The following is a 24,765-nucleotide window of genomic DNA, read 5'->3' on the forward strand; positions in this document are numbered from 1 at the left end:
GCACCGACATCTGGATCGCCCTCGCCTGGTGCGGCGGCCTCCTCATCGTCGCCTACGCCTTCGCCATGAACACCTACCGCCGCAAGATCTCCTAGCGATCGCGATCCGCTCGAAGGCTGGACTCGCAAGGACGCAGCCCTGGCCGGCACGTTCGACTTCCAGTGTGGGTTGGCCTTGGCCTGAAGCTTCTCAAGGTTGGGCAGGCGGGCATTGCAACCCAGGTCATGGGGCGCGTTGACGACGGTCTCGATGCGCATCGCCCGGCCGTCTTCTGGACCGCTTGCTGACGCGGGTGTCGCGAAGTCTTGCGAAACCTTAGGCGTACCTTCATAGTGTACGTACATACGTGATCGCGCTTGGCGCTTGGTCCATACCTCGCGGCTCGCGAGGTATGGAGGTAGAGGTCATCGACGCGAAGGGTGCACTTTGAAGCGCGGACGCTGGCTTGCTCGCGGCGCGATGGCGATTGTCGCCGTTGTCGCTCTGGCGGGATGTGGCCTCACCGATCTGGACGACCTGAATTTCCGCGTTGACGATCGGTTGCACTTCGTCAGCCCCGAAGCCCGGTCGACAGTGAAGCCTCCGGCCACCATCACCTGGAGGATGGACGACTTCCGGATCGCAGCGGAGGGCAGCGAGCCACCGTCCCACGACGCCGGCTACTTCGCGATCTTCGTCGATCAGCCGCCGATCGAGCCTGGCCACACGATGGACGACGTGGCCGAGGGCGACTCGCTCTGTGAGGGGTCGTCGAGCTGCCCGGACGAGACCTACCTGACCAACCACGACGTCTACACCACGACGAACAAGTCGTTCGAGATTCCATCGATCCCGAATCTCCCCGGGAGCAAGGAGGAGTTGCAACTGCACACCATCACGATCGTGCTGATGGACACCTCCGGACGTCGCATCGGCGAGTCGGCCTGGGAGCTCGAAGTCCGTATCAAGAAGGTTGGTTTCTGACGTGTCACACCAGCCCGCGAGCGAAGAGGCGGCCCGCACAGACGTCGAGCAGACGAGCGCGGCACTGCGCGAGAAGGCGCGAGCCACGCTGGGTGTCACCGGCGACGAGAACACGGAGAGCTTCCGGGCGTTGGTCCGGAAGCACGATCTGCGCTACTACCCGGTCGTCGCCCTGGGCCTGTTGTTCGTCACCGGGGCTTTCCAGAGTTATGCGTTCACGGTCCTCACACCGGAGATCAGCCGCACACTGGGCATCTCCATCGCTGCCATCGTCGGAGCACGCGCGCTGTTCCAGCTCGCGATCGCGGTCGCCCCGCTGCCCATGGCGTGGCTGTCCCAGTCCGGGGCGCGGCGAGCGATGCTCTGCATCCTCACCGGGATCGTGTGGAGCGTCATCACACTGACGACCGGATTCGTCACCTCGCTGGTGGCGCTGATCCTCATCCTCTGTCTTGACGGGCTCACCACAGGGTCGGTCGGTGCCCTGCATGCGCCGCTCATCGTCGACAGCTACCCTCCGGCCGCGCGGGTGCGCGCGCTGACGGCGTACACCGCGATCGGCACCTTCGGCCAGGCGCTCGCGCCCCTGTTGGTGGGCATTCTCGCCTCCGTCGCCGGCCTCAGTTGGCGTGGTGTCTTCCTAGCCCTGGGAATCGCCTCGCTCCTCATGACCCTCTGCGCCATCAGGCTGCGCGACCCCGGTTACGGGAAGTGGGACACCGAGCAGCTGCGTGCCAGCGTGCGTCAGGAGCACGGCGAGGCGGCGGATTCGCTGTCCGCCGAGGACGTCGCGCTCGGGTTCTGGGAGATCTGCCGCCGAGTCCTCCTCATTCCCACCAACAGGAGGGTCTACGCCGGGTTCGCGGTGTACGGCGTGCTCACCGTGCCGCTCGGCACTTTCATCTCGGTGTTCCTCGACCAGCGGTGGAACCTCGGGCCGGGGCAACGCGGTCTGTTCTTCTCGATGTTCTTCGGGATCGGCGTCATCGCCCTGGTCATCTACGGAGGCCGCGGCGAGAAGCAGTTCCGTGCCTCGCCCGCGCGCGTGCTCCGGGCTGCCGGTCTCCTCCTGGCGGGGACAGTCGTCTTCATCGCGTTGGGCGGGCTGATGCCGGCATTGGTGCCGATGGTGATCTGCTTCGGAATCGCCGGGGCCTGCATCGGGCTCCTGCATCCGATGCTCGGCATCTCGTTGCTCTCCATCGTTCCCGCACACATGCGACCGCATGCACAAGCGCTTGCTGGGATCTTCGTCGCGATCGGCGGCACGGCCGGCGCCGTGCTTCTCGCCGGCGTCCAGGACCAGTTCGGGATCGGCGGCACGATGGTCGCCATCGCCATCCCCGGGGTGCTCGGCGCCTTCATCATCTCCAGTGCCGGCCGGTTCATCGAGGACGACCTCGACCGAATGATCGACGAGGTGGTCGAGGACGAGGAGATCCAGCGGATCAAGCACAGCGGCGGGCACCTGCCGATGCTGTCCTGCCGCGGCATCGACTTCTCCTACGGCCAGCTGCAGGTCCTCTTCGACGCGAACTTCACCATCGACGACGGTGAAATGGTGGCGCTGCTCGGTGTCAACGGCGCCGGCAAGTCGACCCTGCTCAAGGTCATCTCCGGAATCGGCCTGCCCACCGCGGGCAGCGTGCGCTACCGCGGGCAGGAGATCACCTATCTCGACGCCGAACGCCGGATGCGGCTGGGCATCACGCAGATCCCCGGCGGACGCGCGGTCTTCGGGCCGATGACCGTCGTGGAGAACCTGCGCAGCTACGGATACACGATGGCCAGGGACCGCGGATCGGTCGAACGAGGGATCCAGACGTGCTTCGAGGCGTTCCCGCGTCTGTACGAGCGCCGCAACTCCCTCGCCTCGACGTTGTCCGGTGGCGAGCAGCAGATGCTCGGGCTGTCCAAGGCGCTGATGCTCCGTCCGCGGCTGCTCCTCATCGACGAGCTCTCGCTCGGCCTGGCCCCGGTGATCGTCGGCCAGCTCCTCGGCATGGTCCGGCGGATCAACGCCGATGGCACTGCCGTGGTGCTGGTCGAGCAGTCGGTGAACATCGCGCTGAACCTCGTTGACCACGCGTACTTCATGGAAAAGGGCGAGATGCGTTTCGACGGCCGCGCTGATGAATTATTGGCCCGCGACGACCTGCTGCGCGCGGTCTTCCTGCAGGGTGCGGGAGCGGCGAAGTGACCGCGCGGCCCGATCTGGTCGAGAACGCGCTCGAGGCCGTCGAGGAATCGGTGGTCAGCCGGCGTGGCCTTCTCCAGCGAGCCCGCAAGCCGTTCCTTCAGCTCCTGGCGTTCGTGGTCGCAGTCGTACTGGCGAAGATCGTGTCCGCGATCCTCGACAAGCACGACGTCATCCAGGCAGCGACACCGTTCCCGGTGATCCTGCTCGGCACGATGGTCGGTATGACCTACGGCCTGCTGGCGGTCGGCATCGTGCTGGTCTACCGGAGCAACCGCATCATCAACTTCGCGCACGGGCAGATCGGTGCGTTCGGAGCGGCGTTCTTCGGCGTCGCTGCGGTTAAGTGGCACATCCCGTACTGGATCGCGTTCGCGATGGCACTGATCGTGTCCGCGGCGACCGCGGCCGCCGCCGAGACCGCCGTCGTACGACGGCTGCGCAGCGCACCGCGGATCGTGTCCATCGTCGCGACGTTGGGCGTCGGCCAGTTCCTGGTCATCTTCGCCGCGCTCATCAACTCCACCGCGTCCGGACCGCTGTACCCGCAACCGGCGTGGCTGCCGGCCTTCGACGTCGGTGACCTGCGCGTGACGGAGGCCTACTCCGGCATGCTGTTCCTGTCGCCGTTGTTCGTTCTCGCGATCGCGTTGTTCCTCAAGCGGTCGCGGTTCGGTCTCGCCATCCGCGCGGCGGCGGCCAATCCGGAGGCGGCGCGGATGTCCGGCATCTTCGCGAGCCGGATGTCGACACTGGCCTGGGCGATCGCCGGTGCCTTGTCAGCTTTCACCGCGATCCTCACCGCACCGACGCAGGGCTTCGTCGGTGCTGACAGCTTCGGTCCCGCGTTGCTGTTGCGCGCTCTGACCGCCGCTGTCATCGGCCGGATGCAGAGCCTGCCGATCGCCCTGGCCAGCGGTGTCGGTCTGGGCATCCTCGAGCAGCTGCTGCTGTGGAACTACCCGCAGTCGGGTCTCGTCGAAGTGGCCATGTTCCTCATCATCCTCGTGGCGCTGCTGGTGCAGCGCCGGCGGGGGGGCCGCGACGAGGAGAAGGGCAGCTGGGCCGCGGTGCAGGGCCTGCGCTCGGTCCCGGAGAAGCTGCAGCGCCTGTGGGCGGTTCGCGCGATGGGCCCGACCTTCACGATCACGACCATCGCGGCGCTCGCGATCCTGCCGCTCTTCGTCTCCAACAGCCTGTCGGTGACCCTCACCGGCATCATCGCCTTCTCGATCGTCGGCCTGTCGATCGGTGTCCTGACCGGTCTCGGTGGGCAGCTGACGCTCGGCCAGTTCGCCGTCGCCGCGATCGGCGCGGTCATCTCGTTCAAGGTGTCGAGCAGCTCCGGCAGCTTCCCGCTCGCGCTGGTCCTTGCCGGCCTTGGCGCGGGGCTCGTCTCGGTCGTGATCGGCCTGCCCGCGCTACGCATTCGTGGCCTCATGCTCACCGTCACCACGCTCAGTTTCGCGCTCGCGGCCCCGGCGTGGCTGCTCACGCAGCCGTGGATGCTCGGCGACGGTCAGGACCCCGGGAAACCCTCCGGCTGGCCGCTCGACGGCGCGCTCGACACCGGCCGTGACTACTACTACTTCGCGCTGGCGCTGTTCGTCGTATCCCTGGTCCTGGCGCGGAACATCCGACGCAGCGGTTTCAGCCGCCTGCTCGTCGCCATCCGCGACAACGAGGAGAACGCGCGCGCGTTCGCTGTGCGGGCGAGTCTCGTCAAGCTCCAGGGCTTTCTGGTCGGCGGGTTCATCGCCGGCATCGGCGGCGCGACCTACGCGCACTCCCTGTCCAACATCAGTGCCGGGTCGTTCCCGACGTCCGCAAGCATCGACGTCGTCGTCATGACGGTGCTCGGTGGCGTGTCCGCGCTGATCGGGCCGGTGCTGGGGGCGATCTGGGTGCTCGGCCTGCCGCTGCTCGACATCGGCAACATCGGGCTGGCCGCGACGAAGCTCGGTGCGCTGCTCCTCATCCTGTGGAAGGTCGGCGGTCTGATCCAGGTCGTCGCACCGATCCGGGACTGGATCGTGAAGTTCATCGCCCGTCGGCACGGCATCGATCCCGAGCCGTTGTACGCCGGCGATGACCCGGCTGACGCCACCGCGACGGCCCAGGGTGTCCGGATCAGCGGTCTGCGCGTCAGCGAGCCTGGTGCGGTGGCTTCGGAGCAACCGGCTCCCTCGACGGGTACGACGCTGCTTGAGGCGCGCGATCTCCGCAAGAGTTTCGGCGGCGTGCACGCCGTACGCGGGGTGTCGTTCGAGGTACGTGCCGGCGAGACGGTCGGCCTGATCGGTCCGAACGGTGCCGGCAAGACGACGACCTTCGAGCTGCTCGGCGGCTTCACCAAACCGGATACGGGCCAGGTGTTCTTCAACAGTGAGGACATCAGCAAGGTCGGTCCGGAGGGGCGCGCGCAGCGCGGTCTGATCCGGTCGTTCCAGGATGCCGCGCTGTTCCCGACGATGACCGCGAAAGAGACCGTCATGCTCGCGCTCGAGCGAGTGCAGCCGACAGGCTTCCTGACGTCGACGCTGGGAGTGATGCTCGGCGAGCGGAAGAAGGAGCGCCAGGCACGTGCCCTCATCTCCGCGATGGGTCTCGACCGCTATCGGGACAAGCCCATCCAGGAGCTCTCGACCGGCACCCGCCGCATCACCGAGATCGCCTGCCTCGTGGCGCTGCAGCCGATGTGTCTGTTGCTCGACGAGCCGTCCAGCGGCGTCGCCCAGCGCGAGACCGAGGCGCTCGGGGAGCTGCTGGCCGAGCTCAAGCGCGAGCTCAACCTGACCCTCGTGGTCATCGAGCACGACATCCCGCTCATCATGGGGATCTCTGATCGCATCATCGCGATGGCCGACGGCAATCTCATCGCCGAAGGCCCGCCGGACGTCGTCCGTACCCACCCGCAAGTCGTCGACGCCTACCTGGGCGGGAGCATCACGGCGATCGAGCGCTCCGGCACCGGTGCGGCCGCCGGGCTCACTCGACCCGGCCCGTCGGAACGGCGTCGAGCAACGCTTCCATCCGGGCCCGGATCGGGGCGGCGTTGTCGGGAGCCGTGAGGATGTAGGGCCGGTCGTGGATGATCGCGTCGACGACGAGCTCGCCCACGACCGATGGCTGAACGCCCTGATCGCGCACCATGTTCTGCGCGGCTTCCAGGATCGTCTCGATCTTGGCCGAGCGCTCCGGCGCGTCCGCCGGACGGAGGCGCCGGGCGTTGTCCACCCCATCGGTGGCCACCGGTCCGGGGCACAGGACGCTCACACCGATCCCGTGGTGGGCCAGCTCCACGCGCAGCGATTCGCTCAGGCCGACCACCGCGAACTTCGACGCGTGGTAGAGGAAGCCTGACCTGTAGAGAAGTGACTCACCATCGACGAAGAGACCGGCGGCTGAGGCGGTGTTGACGATGTGTCCACCGAGCCCGCGCTCGATCATGCGCGGCACGAACGCCTGGAGGCCGTTGTAGACGCCGTTCGCGTTGACTCCCATGACGTAGTCCCACAGGGCGTGGTCCATGCGCGACGGCGAGACGGAATCGAGGATGCCGGCGTTGTTGACGACGATGCTCACCGGGCCGAGCTCCGCCTCCACGGTGTCCGCGACGTCGGCATACCGTTGCCGATCGCGGACGTCGAGCTTGTAGGACCGAGCGCTCGTCACCGCCGACAACTCGTCCTCGGCTCGTTCCAGGGCCGGATCATCGAGGTCGGCCACCGCAACCGAGACACCCCGGCCGGCGAGCGAGCGCGCGATGGCCAGCCCGATGCCGCGCGCTCCACCGGTGACGAAGGCCGTGCGGCCTGAGAGGGAATCCACTGTGCTGCTCGCTTCCGCAGGTTGCTGAAATGGCCTTGCGCCACCGTAGGCGTATCAGCATAGTGTACATACATACGTGATAAGGGAGTTCCGCCCATGAGGTTCCTCACTGGTCTTTCCGGATCCCTGTTGGTCTTCGCGCTCACTGTCACCGGCTGCGGCGGCGACGGTGCGGGCAAGGATGCGAAGGACACCCCGTCCGCGTCGCCCGGCGACAAGAGCGCGGACGCGGGGGAGGACGTCTGCAAGCTGCTGACCCCCGGCGACCTGAAGGCGACGTTCGGCAGCCCGTTCGGCGACGGCAAGCTGACCCACCAGGAGGACACCGGTGCCGACCAGTGCGTCTGGACGAGCGCAGGCGCCGCGTCGGGGGCGACCTTCTCGATCACCGTGCTGAGCCAGGACCGCCTCGCCGGCGTGTTCAAGAGCAACGGCACGAGTGTGACCGAGCTGTTCGAGCAGACCAAGCTCGCGTACCCGAACGCCGAGGCCGTCGACCTCGGCGACGAAGCTTTCGCCGCCGTCAGTGAGGTGCAGGTGCTGGACCGCGACACCTGGTACTCGCTCTCGTTCCACGGCGCCGGCGACGGCGCGGTCGACGGACTGAAGAAGCTGGCCACGCAGGTGGTCGGCCGACCCTGACCGCTTCCGCGGAAATTGCCGAAGGGCCTTGCCATCCCCGCAGGCGTACCTCCATAGTGTATGTACATACGTGATCCTGCTCGGCACCTCGCCGGCGGCCCCGGGCGGTCATACGTGGTTGAACACCGCGGCGACTACCCGCCGGTGCTGAGATTGAGGGAGTCAGGATCGATGATGCGTATTCGGATGATCGTTCTTGCGGTCTGCGGCGCTGTTGTCCTGGCCGCTTGCGGCGGCGGCAGCAGCGGCAAAGATTCCAAGGTCGGCGGTTCGGACTTCAAGCCGACCACCTCCGGTCCGATCGAGATCGGGATGCTGATCACCGACACCCGTGCCGAGAGCGCGCGGAACGGCGTCGGGATCGTGAGCCCGCACCGCGACGCGGCGCATGCCATGTTCGACAAGATCAATGCCGGCGGCGGCATCAAGGGCCGGAAGATCAAGGTCGTTGACGAAGCCATCGATTTCAGCGCCCCCAACCACGACACGGCATTCGAAGCGATCTGCCAGCGGTTCACGAAGGACAACAACGTCCAGGCCGTGGTCTACGACGGCACCATCTACAACGGGAGCTTCAACAGCTGCCTCACGAAGGCAGGCGTTCCGATCCTGTACATGGGCGGCTCGACCGGATCAGCCGTGGGCGACAGCGACGACCTCAAGAAGCACCCCGGCTTGATCGCGGTCAACTCGGTGAGTCTTGACCGTCGAGTTGAGAGCATCATGAACAAGGCCATCGCGGCCGACCACCTTCGCTCCGGCAGCAAGATCGGCGTCGTCATCGAGGACTGCCCCTACAACGAGCGCGCCTACGACAAGACCCTCAAGCCCATCGCCGACAAGGGCGGCATCGCCCTCGTCAAGGCGGAGGTCAAGTGCGCCCACGGGTACGCCGACAACGGGCCGAACCTCGCACTGATCCAGTCGCTCGCGCTGAAGTTCAAGTCCCAGGACGTCGACAGCGTCATGTTCCTGACGTTGTACGAGAACGGGGTCCTCTACTACTTCGCGCAAGGTGCGCACACGCAGAAGTGGTCGCCGCAGTACCTGCTCTTCCACTCGCAGGGCGGTGCCAACGCGATGACCGTCTACTCGGCAGACCAGCTGACCAACATGCGCGGTTTCGGCGGCATGCCCGACATCGATGTGACCGAACCGCCGGCGCCGTCTGCGGAGCAGGCCAAGGTGCGCGAGGCCTGCCTGGCGGATGCACGCACTGCGGGCCTGGCGGTCCAGAAGATCGCGGTCCAGATCACTGTCTTCCAGGCGTGCGATGCTGTGCGACTGCTGCAGCAGGGCCTGATCAACAGCGGTGGCCTGGGCGGGACCGAGAAGCTCGTGCCAGGTATCGAGAAGATCGGCACGGACTACATCAGCGCCCTCACCCTGGGCGGTGCCACCAAGTTCGGGCCCGACCGGCACGACGGCATGGAGCTGACGGCAGTGTCCAGCTTCGACAAGGGTTGCAAGTGTTTCAAGTACACGACTCCGGCAGGGCCGATCGAGTAACGGCTGCCACTCGGAACAACCCTCAAGAAGGAGGGACAACAGCATGAACACGAAGAGCGGGGCAGCAGTGAACGGACATGTCGAGGACGGCTGGGGCAAGGTCGCGGATGCGTTCCGCGCGAACTTCGAGGGGAGCCCCGGCGAGGTGGGCGCGTCGTGCTGCGTCTACGTTGGCGGCCGTCCCGTCGTGGACCTCTGGGGCGGGCTCGCCGACAGCGAGACCCAGCGCCCCTGGAAGAAGGACACCATCGCCCTGGTCGCCTCCACGACGAAGGGCGCGACCGCGATCTGTGCGCACATGCTGGCGGAGCGCGGTGAGCTCGACCTGGACGCCCCGGTCGTCAAGTACTGGCCCGAGTTCGGCGCCAAGGGCAAGGACCAGATCCCGGTGCGCTGGCTGCTCTCGCACCAGGCCGGCCTGCCGGTCGTCGACGGTCGGTTCACGTTCGAGGACGCGTGCGCCGGAGGTCCGGTGATCCGTACGCTCGAGGCCCAGAGGCCGGAGTGGGAGCCCGGCACCGAGCACGTCTACCACAGCATCACCTACGGGTACCTGGTCGGCGAGGTCGTGCGTCGGATCTCCGGCAAGTCGCTCGGCACCTTCTTCGCCGACGAGGTGGCCGGTCCGCTCGGACTGAACGCCTGGATCGGGCTGCCGGAGGAAGAGGAGGGGAAGGTGGCCCGGATCGACTCCGCTCCGCTCGCCCTGGAGGAGATGACCGCCGGGATGATCGAGACCACCGGGCTCGATGCCGACACGGTCACCAGGTGGATCGCCGCCGTGTGGGGCGAGGGCTCGATCCAGGCCCGCGCCGGCTCGCTCGGCGGCGCCTTTGACAACATGTCCGAGTTCATGCACGCGCGCGCCTACCGCGCCGCCGAGTTCCCGGCCGCGAACATGCTCACGGACGCGCGATCGCTGGCGCGTATGTACGCCGCCACGGTGAGCGAGGTCGACGGCGTGCGACTGCTGAATCCGGCCACCGTCGAGCAGGCGATCGAGATCCAGACCGACAAGACCCGGATGCACGGACTGCCCGCTGACCTGGACCTCCCGGCCGACCGTTCCTTCAACATGTCGCTCGGGTTCTGGCGAGCCTGCCCGCCGATGCCGATGGCGGGGCCGAAGTCGTTCGGCCACCCGGGCTCCGGCGGATCGATCGCCTTCGGTGACCCCGATGCCGAGGTCGGCTTCGGCTACGTCATGAACCTCTACTCCTACCAGGTCGGCGAACGGCGGGCCCACAACCTCGCCGACGCGGTCCGATCCTGCCTCGGGTGACGGGAGACCTCGCATGACGAAACTCCAGGAGACGGTGCAGGAGCTGGTCGCCCGATCCGGCGTCCCCGGTGCCGTGGTGGGCGTCCTCGAGGACGGCCGGATCGAGACCGCGGCCGCCGGCGTCGCGAACATGAACAGCGGCGTCGAGATGACGCCGGACACGCTGTTCCTGACCGGCTCGATCACCAAGGTCTGGACCACGACGTTGCTCATGTCCCTCGTCGAGCAGGGGCTGGTCGACCTCGACGCGCCGGTGAAGCACTACCTGCCGGATCTCGTCCTGGGTGACTCGGAGGCCGCGGATGCGCTGGCCGTACGACACCTCGTCACCCACTCGACCGGAATCGACGCGTCGGACCTGATCGCCGACGTCGGGGACGGCGACGAAGCGATCGCGAACTGGGTGCCGCTGCTGCGCGATGTCGGTCAGCTGTTCGCGCCCGGGGAGTACTTCTCCTACAACAACGCCGGCTTCGTGCTCGCCGGCCGGATCATCGAGCTCGTCACCGGTGAGAGCTTCTCCACCGCCATGCGGCAACGGCTGTTCGCGCCGCTGGGCCTGGAACGCAGCATGTTCACGGCCAAGGAGGCGATCCTGCACCGGATGGCGATCGGCCACTCTCCGGGAGACAGCGGAATGGTGCCGAGCAAACTGTTCATGCTGCCCGAATGCCTGGGGCCGGCGGGCACGACGCTCATCACCTCGGTGCAGGACACGCTGACCTTCGTGGGGAGCCACCTGCCGACCCTCACGTCGGCCAAGCGCCTGCTCAGCCCCGAGTCCGTCGACCGGATGGCCGCCCACCACCTCGATTTCCCGGTGCCGGAAACGGGCTCGGTCGGCCTCAGCTGGTTGCGCAAGCAGTACGGCGATCGCGTCGTGCTCACCCACGGCGGGGGCTCCTACGGCGGCGTCGCGATGGTCGGCGTCCTCCCCGACAGCGGCGCCGCCTACATCGCCTTCGCGAATGGGGGCCCGGCCTCGATGCCTTTCCACAAGGAGCTCGCCGAGGCCCTGTTGCAGGACCGGTTCGGTCTGTCCACACCGGTGGCGCCCGACCTTTCCGATCCGGAGCCGGAGCCGAGCCGGTACCACGGCAGGTACGTCTGCTGGGGCTGCGAGCTCACCATCACCGACGACGGCGACGCGCTCTCCTACCAGGCCAGGTTCACCGACCCGGTTCTCGGCCGCAACCGTTCGGATCCGCCCCCGGTCCGGTTGCGACCGATCGGCGAACGGGGCCTGGCCCTGGCCGACCACCCCGATCAACCGCCCTTCGGCTACGGCGTCGGGGATGACGGATCCGGACACCCGGAGTTCTTGTTCCTGATGGACCGGCTCGTTCGCCGCATGGGCGACAACTAACACCGACGAAAGCTCTGGAGGATCTTGATGACGGAACAGTTCGGCACGTTCGACTTCGGCTTGAACGAGGCACAGGAGGAGCGTGCCGCGCGGCTGCATCGCGAGTGCATCATCGTCGATGCCCTGTTCCAGGGTCCGGTCGGGTACCGGGTGTTCGACGAGGAGATGCACAAGGAGCTGCGTTCGGCCCTGGAGGCGAGGAAAGGCGACAAGCTGGGCACCTTCGCTGACGGGCTGATGCTGCCGATCCGCCGGGCGTTCGAGGGGCGGATGGACGCGGTGAAGGATCACTGGGACGCGAGCGGCATCACCTGCGGCAACCGTCAGGTGGAGCTGGTGGATGATCAGTGGGGGCGCACTTTCGCGTTCATGCAGAAGCAGTTCGACTACTTCCCGTGGCTGACCAAGGCTCTGACCGCCGGTGACATCCGCCGTGCGCATGAGACCGGCACCCACGCCGGCCTGATGAGCACACAGGTCATGCTGGGTCCGTGGCGTGACTTCGACACGCTGCTCTACGCGCACGACGCCGGCCTGCGGATGTGCCAGCTCACCTACAACAACCTGACCAAGGTCGGCGCCGGCTGCACGGAGCGCTCGGACGCGGGGCTGTCGACGTTCGGCGTGGCCAGTGTCAAGGTCATGAACGATCTCGGCATCATCGTCGACACGGGCCACGTGGGCCGGCAGACCACGCTCGATGCGTGCGAGGTGTCGGAGAAACCGGTCGTCGCCTCACACACCGCGGCACAAGGCGTATTCGGGCACGCGCGCGGCAAGAGCGACGAAGAGCTGCGCGCGATCGCCGGCACGGGCGGGTTCATCGGCATCGTGGCTGTTCCCTTCTTCCTCGCCCCGGGATCATCGGTCACCATCAACTCGATGCTCGACCACATCGAGTACGTCGCCGAGGTGGCCGGCATCGACCATGTCGGGATCGGGAGCGACTGGCCCTTGCAGCTGCCCGAGTGGATGCTCCGTGATCTCGTCCAGCCGATTTTCGCCGAGACCGGCTTCCGCCCTGAGGACGGCCTGGTCGCGACGCAGGGATTGATCGGGTTCGATGACTACCGGGACTTCCCGAACATCACCCGCGGCCTCGTCGGGCGCGGCTGGTCGGACGAGGACATCGCCAAGGTTCTCGGCGCGAACTTCGTGCGCGTGATGGAGGCGGTCTGCGGCTGACGGCAGCGCCCTTCTCCCGCGGCCATGCCGTGATCTCGAGTCAGGGAATCAGGTCGTTCGTTCGTCCTTCGCGACCACGCCGTTCTGCAGCACGAGCACGACGTTGTCCGGCTCGGCGAACAGGGCGGGGTTTTCCAGGGGGTTCTCCGCGAACGCGACGATGTCCGCCTGCTTCCCGACCTCGAGGGTGCCGATCTCGCTGTCGAGTCGGAGGAGGCCGGCATTGACTCGCGTGGCCGCGATCAGAGCCTCCATGGGGGACTCGACTGCTGCCCGCAGGGTCAGTTCCGCACCCCGGCGGCTCTGATCGGGCCCGATGAGGTCCGACCCGAGTCCGACGCGGACGCCGGCAGCCTTGGCGGCGAGCAATCCGTCGATCATCGCGTCGCGCACCCGCGCCGCTCGCTCGGCGAAATGGCTGGGCAGGCCGAGCCCGTCGACGTTCCAGATCACCGCCTCGACGGCGGCGAGTGTGGGCACGAGGGAAACCTGGTGGTCGGCCATGAGCGCGGCCGTCTCCTCGTCGATGCCGGTGCCGTGTTCCACGCACCGTACGCCGGCCAGGACGGCGTTGCGGATGCCTTCGACGTTGTGGGCGTGGACGGTGACGTAGGTGCCTCGGGCCGCGGCCTCGGCGACGGCTACTGCGATCTCCTCCATGCTGAACTGGGTGTCGGTGAGCTTGTCGTGGTGGGAGATGACGCCACCGGTGACGCACAGCTTGAGGAACTCAGCACCGCCCCGGAAGGATTCGCGCGCGTTCTTTCGCATCTGATCGGGCCCGTCCGAGAGCGTCGCCAGTGTCCGCAAGCCGGGAACCACCCGGCCGCGCCACATCTCGGAGGGCTCCCACTCAGAGGCGTATTGGCCGTGTCCTCCGGTCTGGCAATGGATGGGGCCGCACTGCACGATCCGGGGCCCGGCGACCTTGCCTGATGCGACGACGCGGGCGAGGCCGGCGTCGATGCCCCCGCAGTCTCGCACCGTGGTGAAACCAGTGCGCAGGGTCTGGGCGCAATTGGAGAACATGTCGGCGGCGATCTCCGCGACGGACATGCCGTACCCGACGCTCGCCTCGAGCCGGCTGGCCAAGCCCATGTGAACGTGTGCGTCGATCAGGCCGGGAGTCACGGTGAGGCCGGTGCAGTCGACGACTTCGGCGTCGGGCGGGGCGGACCCGCCGATCTGAGCGATCCTCCCGGCTTCGATGAGGAGTCCGGCGGCTTCGGGGTCGCGCCCGGTCGCGGTGATGAGAGTGGCGCCGTGGAGCCAGAGGCTGGCGGTCATGGGCAGAGTGCTCCTTCAGCATTCGTGTGGAGGGGAAATCAGTCGTCCGGTGTAAGGGAGTCGCGGACGCACTCACCCGGTCTCGACGGATGATGCAGACTTTTCCCGCCCGAACCTTTAGCCTGGGTATGGACATACACTATGCTCGTACGCAATGCTGCGCAAGAGCGCCGCCCACGCCGAACCGAACAGGGGACACACGCCTTGACGCCAGAACCGAAAGTGCGGAAGTCGGAGCGGTTGCCGCGCGGCGCGCTCGACCGAGAGACGGTGGTCGCCGCCGCGCTCGCGATCGCGGATCGCGACGGTCTCAGCGGCGTCACGATGGCCCGCGTGGCCGACGCGCTGGGTGGCAGCCCGATGTCGCTCTACCGACACCTGAACGACAAGCAGGAACTGCTGGACGCCGTTGTCGACCTCGCACTGTCCGAGTCTCCGCGCGTCGCTCAGGACAGACGGCCCTGGCGGGTGCGCCTCGAGGAGTTCGCGCTGGAGTCCCGGCGCAACGCGTTGCGGCACCCGGCCCTCATCGAGATCCACCTGGAGAGCTCCGTTCGCGGGCCGGGCGCGGCCGCCGTCGGGCTCGACATCATCGATCTGCTGCACAAGGCCGGCTTCGACAACGACTCGTCGATCCGCGGGTTCATGGTGCTGCGCAACTACCTCCTCGGCGCCATGGCCTGGGAGATCTCGAGGTTCCGCAGCGGCGGCGAGGAATTCGCCCACCAGGTGGTCGACACGTTCGTGCACGAGGACACACCGGCGGACTCGCCGCTACGCCGCCTCGGCGAAGTGCTCGCCGTGGACCCGGAGGAGCAGTTCATGTTCGGGTTCCGCTGCCTGCTCGACGGGTTCGAGGCCGAGCTGCGGCGAATCAAGCGACGGGCCAGACAGGAGCAGTGATGGCTCATATGACAGATCTCTATCGTCGGCCGACCTTCGTCGACATGGTTTCGCGCTCGCTCCAGAACTATCCGGATCGCGTCGCGTTCATCACCCCGACCGGCGACCTGTCGTACGAACAGCTACGCCGGCTGATCGCACGGATCGCGTTCGCCATGCAGGACGCCGGGGTGAAGTCGGGGGACGGCGTGGCCATGCTCGCCCCCAACCGACCCGAGGCGTTCGCCACGCTGATCGCCGCGATGTCGCTGGGTGCGCGGTACACCCCGTTGCATCCGATGGGCTCCTTGGCGGACCACGTCACCGTCTGCGCCGACGCCGAGATCACGACGATCGTCGCTGACGGGTCGCAGTACGCCGACCACGGTGCGGCTCTCGCGGCCGAGTTGGAAGCAGGTCCGCAGGTGCTTCACATCGGCGGAGGATCGCCGTCCGACGTCCTGGCAGGCCCTGACACGGACAGGTCCATCCCCGCACTGGCGCGTGAGTCCGACATCGGGTTACTCGGATACACCGGCGGGACCACCGGCCGGCCCAAGGGCGTGATGCTGCCCCATCGTTCGCTGGTCACGCACCTCTACCTCAGCGTGGCGCACTGGCAGCTCCCCACCGAGCTCCGGTTCCTGGGTTCGACGCCGTTGACCCATGCGCTCGCGGGCATAGTGCCGCCGGTGTTCCATCAGGGCGGAAGCGTGGTGCTCACCAAGGGCTTCGATCCTGCGGAGTTCTGCGAGACCGTCCAGAGACACCGGATCACGGCGACTTTCCTCGTACCGAGCATGATCTACGTGCTGCTCGACCACCTCGCCGAACACCCCGCGGATCTGTCGAGCCTGCAGACGATCCTCTACGGCGCGGCGCCGATGTCACCCGACCGGCTCGAGCAGGCTCTCGATGTGTTCGGGCCCGTGTTCGTGCAGTTCTTCGGACAGAGCGAGGCGCCGAACACCGTCACGTGCCTCAGCAAGGAGGACCACGACCTGCGGCGGCCCAAGCTGCTCGCATCCTGCGGAAAGCCGCACCCGACGCTGGACGTCGCCATCCTCGACGACGACGACCAGCCCTGCGGAGTCGGCGAGCGGGGAGAGGTCTGCGTTCGCGGTCCGCTGGTCATGGACGGTTACTGGAAGCAGCCCGAGCTGACCGCGGAGACCCTGCGGAACGGATGGCTGCACACCGGCGACGTCGGTTACCTGGACGAGGACAACTTCCTGTACCTCACCGATCGCAAGAAGGACATGGTGATCACCGGCGCGTTCAACGTCTATCCGCGAGAAGTCGAGGACGCGGTGGTGACGCATCCGGAGGTCGCGGCGGCGGCGGTGATCGGAGTTCCGGACCCGAAGTGGGGCGAAGCGGTGACGGCCTTCGTCGTCAGAACCCCCGGTGCGACCGTGACGTCCGAGGAGCTCATCGCCCTCGTCCGCGAACTCAAGGGACCTGTGCACGCCCCGAAGAGTCTGGAGTTCCTGGACGCCCTGCCGCTCACACCCCTGGGCAAGGTCGACAAGAAGCAACTGCGAGCGCGCTTCTGGGGCGAGCGCGACCGAGCCGTGAACTGAGTGCACTCGGCAGGAGGAGAATCAATGAGCACCGCAACCGTCGCACGGCCGCGCTGGGTCGATGACGAGGGGGCCGCGCTGGGCGAAGTCGCCCGCGACTTCTTCCAGACCGAGGTCGTCCCGCACTTTGAACGCTTCGACCGGCAGAAGTACGTGGACAGGGAGGTGTGGCGCAAGGCAGGGGCGCTCGGACTGCTCTGCTGCGAGGTGCCCGAGGAGTACGGCGGGGGAGGGGGCACGTTCGCGCACGACGCCGTCGTGTTCAGCGAGCAAGCGCGTTCCGGGGACACCGGGCTCGGCAACCCGGTGCACAGCGGGGTGGTCGCCCCTTACCTCGTGGCCTACGGCTCCGAGGAGCAGAAAGCGCGCTGGCTGCCCGGGATGGCGACCGGTGACATCATCGGCGCGGTCGGCATGAGCGAACCCGGTGCCGGCACCGACCTCAAGAACGTCAGGACACGTGCCACGCGCAGTGGTGACCACTACGTGCTCAATGGGTCCAAGACGTTCATCAGCAACGGTGCGCAATGCGATCTCATCATCGTCGTCGCCAAGACCGACCCGGCGGCGGGTCGCCACGGGATCTCCTTACTCGTCCTGGAAACGGCGGACGTGCCGGGATTCCGGCGTGGGCGGGTGCTCGACAAGCTGGGCATGCACAGCCAGGACACCTCGGAGCTGTTCTTCGACGACGTGCTGGTGCCGGCGGAGAACCTGCTGGGGGAGGAGGGCGCGGGCTTCGGGATGATGATGCGCGACCTCCCCCGGGAGCGCCTGGTCATCGGCGTCAACGCGGTGGCGGCCATGGAACGCGCGCTGGAGGAGTCCATTGCCTATACGAAGACCCGTGACGTCTTCGGCGCGCCTCTGTTCGCCATGCAGCACGTCAAGTTCGAGCTCGCCGAGCTGGCGACAGTCGTACGGACCTCCCGGGTCTTCCTGGACGACTGCGTCGAGAAGTTCATCGCCGGCACCCTCGATCCCACGACCGCGTCGATGGCGAAGTGGTGGTTGAGCCAGAACCAGTGCGACGTCACCGATCGATGTCTACAGCTTTTCGGCGGGTACGGCTACATGCGGGAATACCTCGTCTCCCGCCTGTACGCCGACGCGCGCGCCCAGAAGATCTACGGCGGAGCCAACGAGGTCATGAAGGACCTCATCTCCCGATCGCTGTGAACGGGACGGATGTCCCGGTCCCCACGTCGGACGATGTCGCGGCCGCCGCGGACCGGATTCACGGTCACGTGCGAAGGACGCCGCTCATCGAGGTGGCGCCCGGGACGTTCGGCGTCGACGCACCGCTGGTGCTCAAACTCGAGCTGCTGCAGCACTCCGGGTCGTTCAAACCCAGGGGAGTCTTCAACCGAGCCTTGACCCAGGACGTGCCCTCCGCGGGCCTGGTCATCGCCTCGGGCGGGAACGCCGCTCTCGCACTGCTCCACGTGGGCAAGCAGCTCGGCCATGCCGTCGAGGTGTTCGTTCCCGAAACCGCCCCGGCGGTCAAGATCGCGAAGCTGCACCACTACGGGGCGCGCGTACACCAGGTCGGCCGTGACTTCGCGGAGGCCGTGGTGGCGAGCGAGCGCAGAGCGGCCGAGACCGGGGCGCTGCTCATGCACGCCTACGACCAGATGGAGGTCGTCGCCGGCCAGGGCACCGTCGGACTGGAGTTGGAGAAGCAGTGCCCGGACGTCGATACGGTGCTCGTGGCGTGCGGTGGCGGCGGTCTCGTCGGCGGGATAGCCGCCTGGTTCGACCGCCGCGTACGTGTGGTGGCCGTCGAGGCGTCGGGCTCACCCACACTCGCCGCGGCCCGCGCGGCAGCTGAGCGGGTGACGATCAGCGTCGGCGGGGTCGCCGCCGACGCGCTGGGTGCGAGCCGGATCGGCGCCATCGCGTGGGAGATCGCTCAGCGCGCGATCGACGAGGTCGTGGTCGTGCCGGGGGAGGCGATCCTCGATGCGCGACAACGCCTGTGGGACGAGCTGAGGATCTGCGCCGAACCGGGCGCCGCCGCGCCGCTCGCGGCGCTCGTCAACGGCGGCTACGTGCCCGAGGCGAACGAACGCGTCGCTGTGAGCGTGTGCGGCGGCAACAGCGACCCGGCAACCCTGTCCTGAGTCTCCTTCGGCTCCAAGACGTCCACCTGGCGAACCTGAACGAGAGGAGCCGGCACGCATGGCTGATCCACATCGACTGCACAGTGACGCTGTCGTGGTCGACACGCACAACGACCTGATCCTGCTGGTGGACCACTTCGACCGACGGGAACAACCTGACCATTTCGCCCGGTTCTGGCTGCCGGAGCTGCGTGCCGGGGGCGTCGACGTGCAGGTGCTGCCCATCTGCATCGAAGATCAGTTCCAGTCCGAGGGGGCCCTGCGCCGTACCCTGCTGCTGGTCGAGCGGATCCATGAACTCGCCGCCGAGCACAGCGACGACGTGGCGGTGTGCCTGACCGGCGCCGACGTCGACGCCGCCACCGCGTCCGGGCGCATCGCTCTGATCATCGCCCTCGAGGGCGCCCATGCTGTCGGGCAGGATCCCGCGCTGGTGCGCACCATGGCACGGGTGGGGGTCCGGGTGGTTTCCATGGCGCACTTCGGCCGCACCTTCCTGGCCGACGGCAGCGGCCTGGACACGACCTCGCGCGGCCGCCTGACTCCGGAGGGCATCACCGCGCTTCGCGAGATTGACGAGCTGGGCATCGTCTTCGACATCAGCCATCTCGGGATCGCCGGCGTCGAGGATGTGCTCTCCCTGGCGACGCGACCGTTCCTGGCCACGCACTCGGCGTGCCTGGGCATCACCGACAGCCACCGCAACCTCGGCGACGAGCAGATCAAGGCGATCGCCGAGCTCGGCGGGGTCATCGGAGTCGCGGCCGCCATTCCGTCCTTCATCGACCCGACCAGTCCGTCGGCCGATCGCGTCGTCGACCACATCGAGCGCGTCATCGACGTGGCCGGCATCGACCACGTGGGTCTGGGACCGGACTTCATCGACGACTACTACCAGAACGTGCTCGGCGGATGGCTCGGCGGATGGGCTCCCCCCACCGGTGGCCGTGCGTACCTGCCGGCCGAGATCTCCCGCCCCTCAGACCTGCCGAAGATCACCGAGGTGATGGTGCGCCGCGGGTTCGAGGAGTCAGACATTCGCCAGGTGCTCGGCGAGAACGTGTTGCGCGTTCTCCGTGAAGTGATGGGAAGGCCGACCAGATGACTGTGTCAGATGACCTCCAGTACATGCTGATGAGCAGGGAACCGCGCACGCCGGTCGCGTTCGCCGCGGCCGACATCACGATCGAGACAGTGTTCGTGACGATGCGGGACGGCGTCCGACTCGCCACCGATCTCTACCTGCCCCCAGAGCTGCCCGCCCCGGTGGTCGCGGTGCGCACTCCCTACGGTCGCGACTCCGACCGGCTGGTGGCGGTCTTCATCGCGTTCGCGCGCCGGGGCTATGTCGTGGCGGTGCAGGACCTTCGCGGCACGGGTGGCAGTGAACCCGAGGACCACGACTTCTACATGTTCGAGCCCCAGGACGGTTACGACTTCGTCGAGTGGGTCAGCGCCCAGGGCTGGTGCGACGGGTTCATCGGTTCCGTCGGCGGCTCGTACGTCGGTCAGGTGCAGTGGCCGATGGCGACACACCCGAAGATGACCACGATCCTTCCGGAGGTCAGCGGTATCGGGGTAGGCGTCAAGACTGCGTCGTACCACATGGTGGTCAATGCCCTCGCGCGCACGATCGGCCACGGTGCGGACAAGACGGAAGTACCGTTCTGGCAGCTCGAGCCGATGATGCTGGACGAGACCTTGTCGACGGGCTTCTTCAACGAGCCGTTCGTCAGTCCGTTGCTGGCGGAGTTGGCGGAGTCGTTCTCCGCGCTCAAGGGCCTGTCCCCGGTCGAGGCGCAGGCGTGGTTGTGGGCGCACTACTGCTCGTTGACGTGCGCGGAACGGGCCGACTTCATCCGGGGTGTCACAGGGTCACCCCACGTCACCATGGTCGACGCCGAGCAGATCGGGCCCCTCTTCGGCCAGGGCATCTCGATCGACCGGCACACGTTGCCCGCCGTCGACCCCGCGCGGCAGGTCGCCGACTTCCAGGCGATCCCGCTGCTGCGTACCGGCTGGTACGACTGGTTCATCAACGACGCGTTGGCCACCTGGGAGCTCCTGCGCGAGCACGCGCCCGAACCGCTGCGCTCCCAGGCCCGGATCATCATCACCCCGTCCGCGCACAACCTCCCCGGATACAAGGAACGCATGGGGGAGCACCCGGAGCTGCAGCACAACCACTGGTCCAACGTCGACTTCACGCTGCGCTGGTACCAGACCGTGCGGGACGGCTCGATCGACGACTGGCCTCGCGTCATCTACTACCTCATGGGCGCCAACGAGTGGCGCAGCGCGGACGACTGGCCGCTTCCTGAGGCCGAGGACACGCCGTTCTACCTGGGTGCTGACGGGACGCTGAGCGCCGCGGCTCCGCGGGAGCAGCAGGCTGCGGACCAGTACGTCTACGACCCGCTCGACCCGACCCCGACCGTGGGCGGCAGCATCGTCTCCTGGGTCTATCCGCCCGGAAGTGTGGACGTCAGTGTGGTCCAGCAGCGCAGCGACGTCCTCACCTACACCACGGAGCCTTTGGAGCACGACTTCGATGTCGTGGGCAAACTGCGGATGGTGCTCTACGCGAGCTCGTCCGCGGTGGACACCGACTTCGCCGTACGGCTGAGCGATGTCTCCCCGGACGGGCGGGCCGTCCAACTGCAGAACGGTCTGCTGCGGGCGAGGTATCGCGACCTCGATCGCGGCGCCCAACCCCTCGTGCCCGGTGAGATCTACCCGCTGGAGATCGACATGTGGGTCACCGCGAACAGGTTCAAGGCCGGCCATCGGATCCGCGTCGACATCAGCTCCGCCGACTTCCCGCGGTTCGACCGGAACACCAACCTGGGTGGCGCGCCAGGAGATCCGATCGCGGCGACACAGACCGTCTACCGGGACGCGTCGCACCCCTCACACGTGGTGCTGCCCATCTGTCCGACCACCTGATCAAGAGCGCAGGGGATCGAATGTCCTACCAGTACCTGTCCATCCGAGAACACGGCGCGACCACCGTCGTGACGATGAACAAGCCACCGGTCAACGCGGTCAACCTGAGCATGTACGAGGAGATCCGCGACCTTTTCGGCCGGTTCGACGAAGTACTGCCGGAAGTGAAGGCGGTCGTGCTCACCAGCGCCGTCAAGCACTTCTGTGCAGGGAACGAGCTTGAGGAGTTCCTCACGCTGACCGAGGCCAACGCCGCAGGACGCATGCGGCTGGTCCGGGACGCCTTCGCGTCGATCTACGACTGCCCGGTTCCGGTGGTCGGCGCGGTCCGGGGGGCGGCGCTCGGTACCGGTCTGGCGATCGCCGCGAGTTGCGATGTGGTCGTGGCCGGTGAGAGCGCTCGTTTCGGGACGCCTGAGGTGAGCGTCGGCGTGATGGGCGGAGCCGCCCACCTCGCCCGCCTGATTCCACAACCGATCGTGCGTGCGATGTACTTCACGGCCGACCCGTGGCCCGCCTCCGATCTCGTCCGGTTCGGGTCCGTGCTGCGGGTCGTCCCGGACGACGAAGTGCTCGAAACGGCGCTCGGTCTGACCGAGAAGATGACGCGACACAGCCTGGCCGCGCTGCGCCATGCCAAGGAGGCGATGAACACCATCGAGTTCATGGACCTGAAGGCCGGCTACGAGTTCGAGCAGCGGATGACCGGGCGTCTCGCCGCGGAGCCCGACGCCAAGGAAGCTGTCGCCGCGCTCCGGGAGCACCGGGTGCCGGTCTATCGCGACCAGCTGGGCCGGCCTTGATCCCACAGAGATCCCTCGTCGACTCGTTGTGGGTGTACCCGGTCAAGGGCGCCGTGGGCGTGTCGGTCGGTGAGGTCGACGTCCTGCCTGGCACTGGCGCGCTGCACGACCGTTCATTCGCGATCGCGCGTGGCGACCAGCCCGTGCCGCTCCGGACGACGTGGCGGCCGCGATCGGCCTTCAAGCAGGTGGCGCGCGATCCAGACATGACGCAGGTCACGGTGACGATGCTCGGGCCCGGCGTGGTCGAGCTCCGCCACCGCGCTCACCCAGGCGGGCCGTCGGTGCGTTCGGACCAGCCTCCGGAAGACCAGGAGGCCGTCCTGCGCCAGTGGTTCGGGGACCCTGGGCTGCGCCTCGTCCACGCCGACGCGTCGGGCCTGTGGGACTGCTCGGACGCCGAACTGTCCCTGCTCAATCTGGCCTCGGTGCGTGCGCTCGAGCGACTCACCGGCTGTGTGCTCGACACCCGGCGATTCCGCGCCAACGTTCACCTCGACGGCCTGTCCGCGTTCGCCGAGCTGTCCTGGGTGGGTCGGCGGATCCGGCTCGGCGACTGCGAGGTCGAGGTGATCCGCCCCATCCAGCGCTGCCGCGCGACGTCCGCGAACCCGAGCACCGGGGAGCGGGACCTCGAGCTCCCCTCCATGCTCGCCCGAGCCGTCGGCCACCCGCACCTGGGTGTCTACGCGCGCCTGGTCGAGCCCACCCGGCTTCGCGTCGGCGCGACGGTGGTCGTGGGTGGCCGGCCCGACCCCACTCGGCTCGTCGACGGGCTGAGGGAACGCCATGAGGTGACGCGGACATGGCCGCGGGAGGCCGAGGTCGTCGAGATGGTTCGCGAGGACGCCCGGACGGTCAGCTTGTGGCTCCGCGAGCCCTACCTGCTGCCGGTGATGGCCGGCCAGCATGTCCGGGTGCACCTGCCCACCGCGAACGGTGGGCTGACCTGGCGCGCCTACAGCGTCTCCGGTCGGCGGGACGACCGGCTTCGGATCACGGTGCGTCTGCGCGGGGAGGTCTCGAAGCGCCTCGCGTCGCTGGTCAGCGGCGACCGCTTGCTCGTCTCGGGTCCGTTCGGGGCCCCGGCGCTCTCCCGGGAGCAGCGGCCGTTGTACCTGGTCAGTGCCGGCATCGGCATCACCCCTGTGGCTGCGGTGTTGCAGCAGCTGGTGGCGGCCGCCGACTGCCGCCCGGTCTCCGTGCTGCACGTCGACGTCAGAAAGGAGAGTGCGGCGCTGTGGCCCGAGGTTGTCGAGCACGCTCGGCGATCCGGCGGGACTGCCACGCTCTTCGAGACCCGTCCGGCGAGCGCGGCCGCGCGACGTCCCACCCCGCGCGACGTCCTCGACGTCCTGCCCGGCGACCGCCATGTCGACGCACAGGCACTGGTGTGTGGCTCGACCGACTTCGTGGACACGGTGTCCCGAGCCCTCCGGGCAGCTGGGGTCGACGCGGATCGTATCCATGCCGACCCGTTCCTCTCGCCTGCGACCGACCCGCCTATCCGACGACCCGCGCCGAGTCCAGGCCCACACCCGGTGACCTACCTTCCCGAAGGCACGGAGGCGACCTGGACGAACGCCGATGGCACGCTCCTTGAGCTGGCCGAGCAACACGGGGTACCCGTGCCCTACTCCTGCCGGTCCGGGGCCTGCGGCACCTGCGCGCTCGACCTGGTGCAGGGCGAAGTCTCGTATCTCGTCGATCCGGCACTTCCGCCGGGTTCGCGGGTGGTGCTGGCCTGCTCCGCGGTGCCGACCGGGCCGGTCACACTACGGCTGCGATCGGCCCCCGAGGAGCCGCCGACGACCATGTCGGCCTAGAGCACCTGCTGCTGGATGGCGAGCTTGGAGGAAGCGAGCCCGTGCACCCAGTTGTGGTTCTGGGCCAGTCAAAGATACGGTCATCCGTACAACATGTGGAGGCTGTACACCACCCGGCCGATCTCGGCGCCGGAGGCTTCAGGCATCCGATCATCACCTGGGGCAACGGAACCAACGCGGTGCCGTCGCAGTACTCGGGCGTGCTCAACCAGCTCGCGTCCTGGGGTTTCGCGGTGGTCGCCTCGACGGACAAGACGACGGGCACCGGCTCGGAGATGATCGACGCCGCACGGTACCTGGTCGACAGGAACGCCGATCCGGCCAGCGTCTTCTACGGAAA

18 protein-coding genes are annotated in these 24,765 nt (G+C 67.7%); 16 read left to right on the forward strand and 2 right to left on the reverse strand.

Annotation, left to right across the window (positions count from 1 at the left end; genetic code table 11):
* Positions 1 to 426 precede the first annotated feature (426 nt).
* Genes ABZ911_RS35080 through ABZ911_RS35090 form a run of 3 tightly spaced genes read left to right on the forward strand, consistent with a single transcriptional unit; the run spans position 427 to position 6,231 of the window.
* Positions 427 to 963 (forward strand): hypothetical protein, encoded by a 537-nt coding sequence (locus ABZ911_RS35080; protein WP_358066093.1) that lies wholly within the window; start codon positions 427 to 429, stop codon positions 961 to 963.
* 1 nt (position 964) lies between these two features.
* Positions 965 to 3,163 (forward strand): ATP-binding protein, encoded by a 2,199-nt coding sequence (locus ABZ911_RS35085; protein ID WP_358066096.1) that lies wholly within the window; start codon positions 965 to 967, stop codon positions 3,161 to 3,163.
* Entirely contained in the window at positions 3,160 to 6,231 is a 3,072-nt protein-coding gene (locus ABZ911_RS35090; RefSeq protein WP_358066099.1) for an ATP-binding cassette domain-containing protein, read from the forward strand. Before ABZ911_RS35085 ends, ABZ911_RS35090 begins: the two co-directional genes overlap by 4 nt.
* On the opposite strand, the gene ABZ911_RS35095 is transcribed toward ABZ911_RS35090, so the two are convergent.
* On the reverse strand, positions 6,149 to 6,991 hold the full coding sequence (locus tag ABZ911_RS35095; RefSeq protein WP_358066102.1) for an SDR family oxidoreductase: 843 nt from the start codon (positions 6,989 to 6,991) through the stop codon (positions 6,149 to 6,151). The two genes, ABZ911_RS35090 and ABZ911_RS35095, sit on opposite strands and share 83 nt — an antisense overlap.
* Positions 6,992 to 7,087: 96 nt before the next feature.
* Here ABZ911_RS35095 and ABZ911_RS35100 point away from each other — a divergent pair, with 96 nt between their 5' ends.
* The 5 genes from ABZ911_RS35100 to ABZ911_RS35120 all read left to right on the forward strand — a co-directional run bounded on the left by ABZ911_RS35100 (position 7,088) and on the right by ABZ911_RS35120 (position 12,975).
* The gene (locus ABZ911_RS35100; RefSeq protein ID WP_358066105.1) at positions 7,088 to 7,633 is read left to right on the forward strand and encodes a hypothetical protein; all 546 of its coding nucleotides are present in this window, start codon (positions 7,088 to 7,090) and stop codon (positions 7,631 to 7,633) included.
* A gap of 171 nt (positions 7,634 to 7,804) precedes the next feature.
* A complete protein-coding gene (locus ABZ911_RS35105; protein ID WP_358066108.1) occupies positions 7,805 to 9,142 on the forward strand; it encodes an ABC transporter substrate-binding protein in 1,338 nt (445 codons plus the stop codon).
* Positions 9,143 to 9,185: 43 nt separating this feature from the next.
* The gene (locus tag ABZ911_RS35110) at positions 9,186 to 10,424 is read left to right on the forward strand and encodes a serine hydrolase domain-containing protein (RefSeq protein WP_358066111.1); all 1,239 of its coding nucleotides are present in this window, start codon (positions 9,186 to 9,188) and stop codon (positions 10,422 to 10,424) included.
* Between the two features lie 13 nt (positions 10,425 to 10,437).
* Positions 10,438 to 11,790 (forward strand): serine hydrolase domain-containing protein, encoded by a 1,353-nt coding sequence (locus ABZ911_RS35115; protein WP_358066114.1) that lies wholly within the window; start codon positions 10,438 to 10,440, stop codon positions 11,788 to 11,790.
* Positions 11,791 to 11,817: 27 nt separating this feature from the next.
* Entirely contained in the window at positions 11,818 to 12,975 is a 1,158-nt protein-coding gene (locus ABZ911_RS35120; RefSeq protein ID WP_358066117.1) for a membrane dipeptidase, read from the forward strand.
* A 48-nt stretch (positions 12,976 to 13,023) separates the two neighbouring features.
* Here ABZ911_RS35120 and ABZ911_RS35125 read toward each other — a convergent pair whose 3' ends face one another.
* Positions 13,024 to 14,262, reverse strand: coding sequence for an amidohydrolase family protein (locus ABZ911_RS35125; RefSeq protein WP_358066119.1), 1,239 nt, complete (start codon positions 14,260 to 14,262; stop codon positions 13,024 to 13,026).
* A 222-nt stretch (positions 14,263 to 14,484) separates the two neighbouring features.
* On the opposite strand from ABZ911_RS35125, the gene ABZ911_RS35130 reads away from it, so the two are divergent.
* Genes ABZ911_RS35130 through ABZ911_RS35165 form a run of 8 tightly spaced genes read left to right on the forward strand, consistent with a single transcriptional unit; the run spans position 14,485 to position 24,425 of the window.
* A complete protein-coding gene (locus ABZ911_RS35130) occupies positions 14,485 to 15,165 on the forward strand; it encodes a TetR/AcrR family transcriptional regulator C-terminal domain-containing protein (RefSeq protein ID WP_358066122.1) in 681 nt (226 codons plus the stop codon).
* Between the two features lie 44 nt (positions 15,166 to 15,209).
* The gene (locus tag ABZ911_RS35135; protein WP_358066125.1) at positions 15,210 to 16,727 is read left to right on the forward strand and encodes an AMP-binding protein; all 1,518 of its coding nucleotides are present in this window, start codon (positions 15,210 to 15,212) and stop codon (positions 16,725 to 16,727) included.
* Positions 16,728 to 16,751: 24 nt separating this feature from the next.
* Positions 16,752 to 17,906: an acyl-CoA dehydrogenase family protein gene (locus ABZ911_RS35140; RefSeq protein ID WP_358066128.1), complete on the forward strand. Its 1,155-nt coding sequence runs from the start codon at positions 16,752 to 16,754 to the stop codon at positions 17,904 to 17,906.
* The gene (locus tag ABZ911_RS35145) at positions 17,903 to 18,850 is read left to right on the forward strand and encodes a threonine/serine dehydratase (RefSeq protein ID WP_358066131.1); all 948 of its coding nucleotides are present in this window, start codon (positions 17,903 to 17,905) and stop codon (positions 18,848 to 18,850) included. The genes ABZ911_RS35140 and ABZ911_RS35145 overlap by 4 nt, the downstream gene beginning before the upstream one ends.
* A gap of 58 nt (positions 18,851 to 18,908) precedes the next feature.
* Positions 18,909 to 19,955 carry a membrane dipeptidase gene (locus ABZ911_RS35150; protein ID WP_358066134.1) on the forward strand — a complete coding sequence of 349 codons (1,047 nt, stop codon included), beginning with the start codon at positions 18,909 to 18,911 and terminating at the stop codon, positions 19,953 to 19,955.
* Complete coding sequence (locus ABZ911_RS35155; protein ID WP_358066137.1) at positions 19,952 to 21,796, forward strand: CocE/NonD family hydrolase; 1,845 nt, start codon at positions 19,952 to 19,954, stop codon at positions 21,794 to 21,796. The genes ABZ911_RS35150 and ABZ911_RS35155 overlap by 4 nt, the downstream gene beginning before the upstream one ends.
* A gap of 20 nt (positions 21,797 to 21,816) precedes the next feature.
* On the forward strand, positions 21,817 to 22,599 hold the full coding sequence (locus tag ABZ911_RS35160) for an enoyl-CoA hydratase-related protein (RefSeq protein WP_358066140.1): 783 nt from the start codon (positions 21,817 to 21,819) through the stop codon (positions 22,597 to 22,599).
* Positions 22,596 to 24,425: a 2Fe-2S iron-sulfur cluster-binding protein gene (locus ABZ911_RS35165; protein WP_358066143.1), complete on the forward strand. Its 1,830-nt coding sequence runs from the start codon at positions 22,596 to 22,598 to the stop codon at positions 24,423 to 24,425. Before ABZ911_RS35160 ends, ABZ911_RS35165 begins: the two co-directional genes overlap by 4 nt.
* Positions 24,426 to 24,765: the final 340 nt, after the last annotated feature.

This window comes from Nonomuraea sp. NPDC046570, assembly GCF_040645915.1.
GTDB lineage: Bacteria > Actinomycetota > Actinomycetes > Streptosporangiales > Streptosporangiaceae > Nonomuraea.

What these genes read in the sequence shown, in the direction of transcription:
- ABZ911_RS35100 (WP_358066105.1), top strand. Translation starts at nt 7,088, where the DNA reads ATGAGGTTCCTCACTGGTCTTTCCGGATCCCTGTTGGTCTTCGCGCTC.
- ABZ911_RS35105 (WP_358066108.1), top strand. Translation starts at nt 7,805, where the DNA reads ATGATGCGTATTCGGATGATCGTTCTTGCGGTCTGCGGCGCTGTTGTC.
- ABZ911_RS35110 (WP_358066111.1), top strand. Translation starts at nt 9,186, where the DNA reads ATGAACACGAAGAGCGGGGCAGCAGTGAACGGACATGTCGAGGACGGC.
- ABZ911_RS35115 (WP_358066114.1), top strand. Translation starts at nt 10,438, where the DNA reads ATGACGAAACTCCAGGAGACGGTGCAGGAGCTGGTCGCCCGATCCGGC.
- ABZ911_RS35120 (WP_358066117.1), top strand. Translation starts at nt 11,818, where the DNA reads ATGACGGAACAGTTCGGCACGTTCGACTTCGGCTTGAACGAGGCACAG.
- ABZ911_RS35125 (WP_358066119.1), bottom strand. Translation starts at nt 14,262, where the DNA reads ATGACCGCCAGCCTCTGGCTCCACGGCGCCACTCTCATCACCGCGACC.
- ABZ911_RS35135 (WP_358066125.1), top strand. Translation starts at nt 15,210, where the DNA reads ATGGTTTCGCGCTCGCTCCAGAACTATCCGGATCGCGTCGCGTTCATC.
- ABZ911_RS35140 (WP_358066128.1), top strand. Translation starts at nt 16,752, where the DNA reads ATGAGCACCGCAACCGTCGCACGGCCGCGCTGGGTCGATGACGAGGGG.
- ABZ911_RS35150 (WP_358066134.1), top strand. Translation starts at nt 18,909, where the DNA reads ATGGCTGATCCACATCGACTGCACAGTGACGCTGTCGTGGTCGACACG.
- ABZ911_RS35155 (WP_358066137.1), top strand. Translation starts at nt 19,952, where the DNA reads ATGACTGTGTCAGATGACCTCCAGTACATGCTGATGAGCAGGGAACCG.
- ABZ911_RS35160 (WP_358066140.1), top strand. Translation starts at nt 21,817, where the DNA reads ATGTCCTACCAGTACCTGTCCATCCGAGAACACGGCGCGACCACCGTC.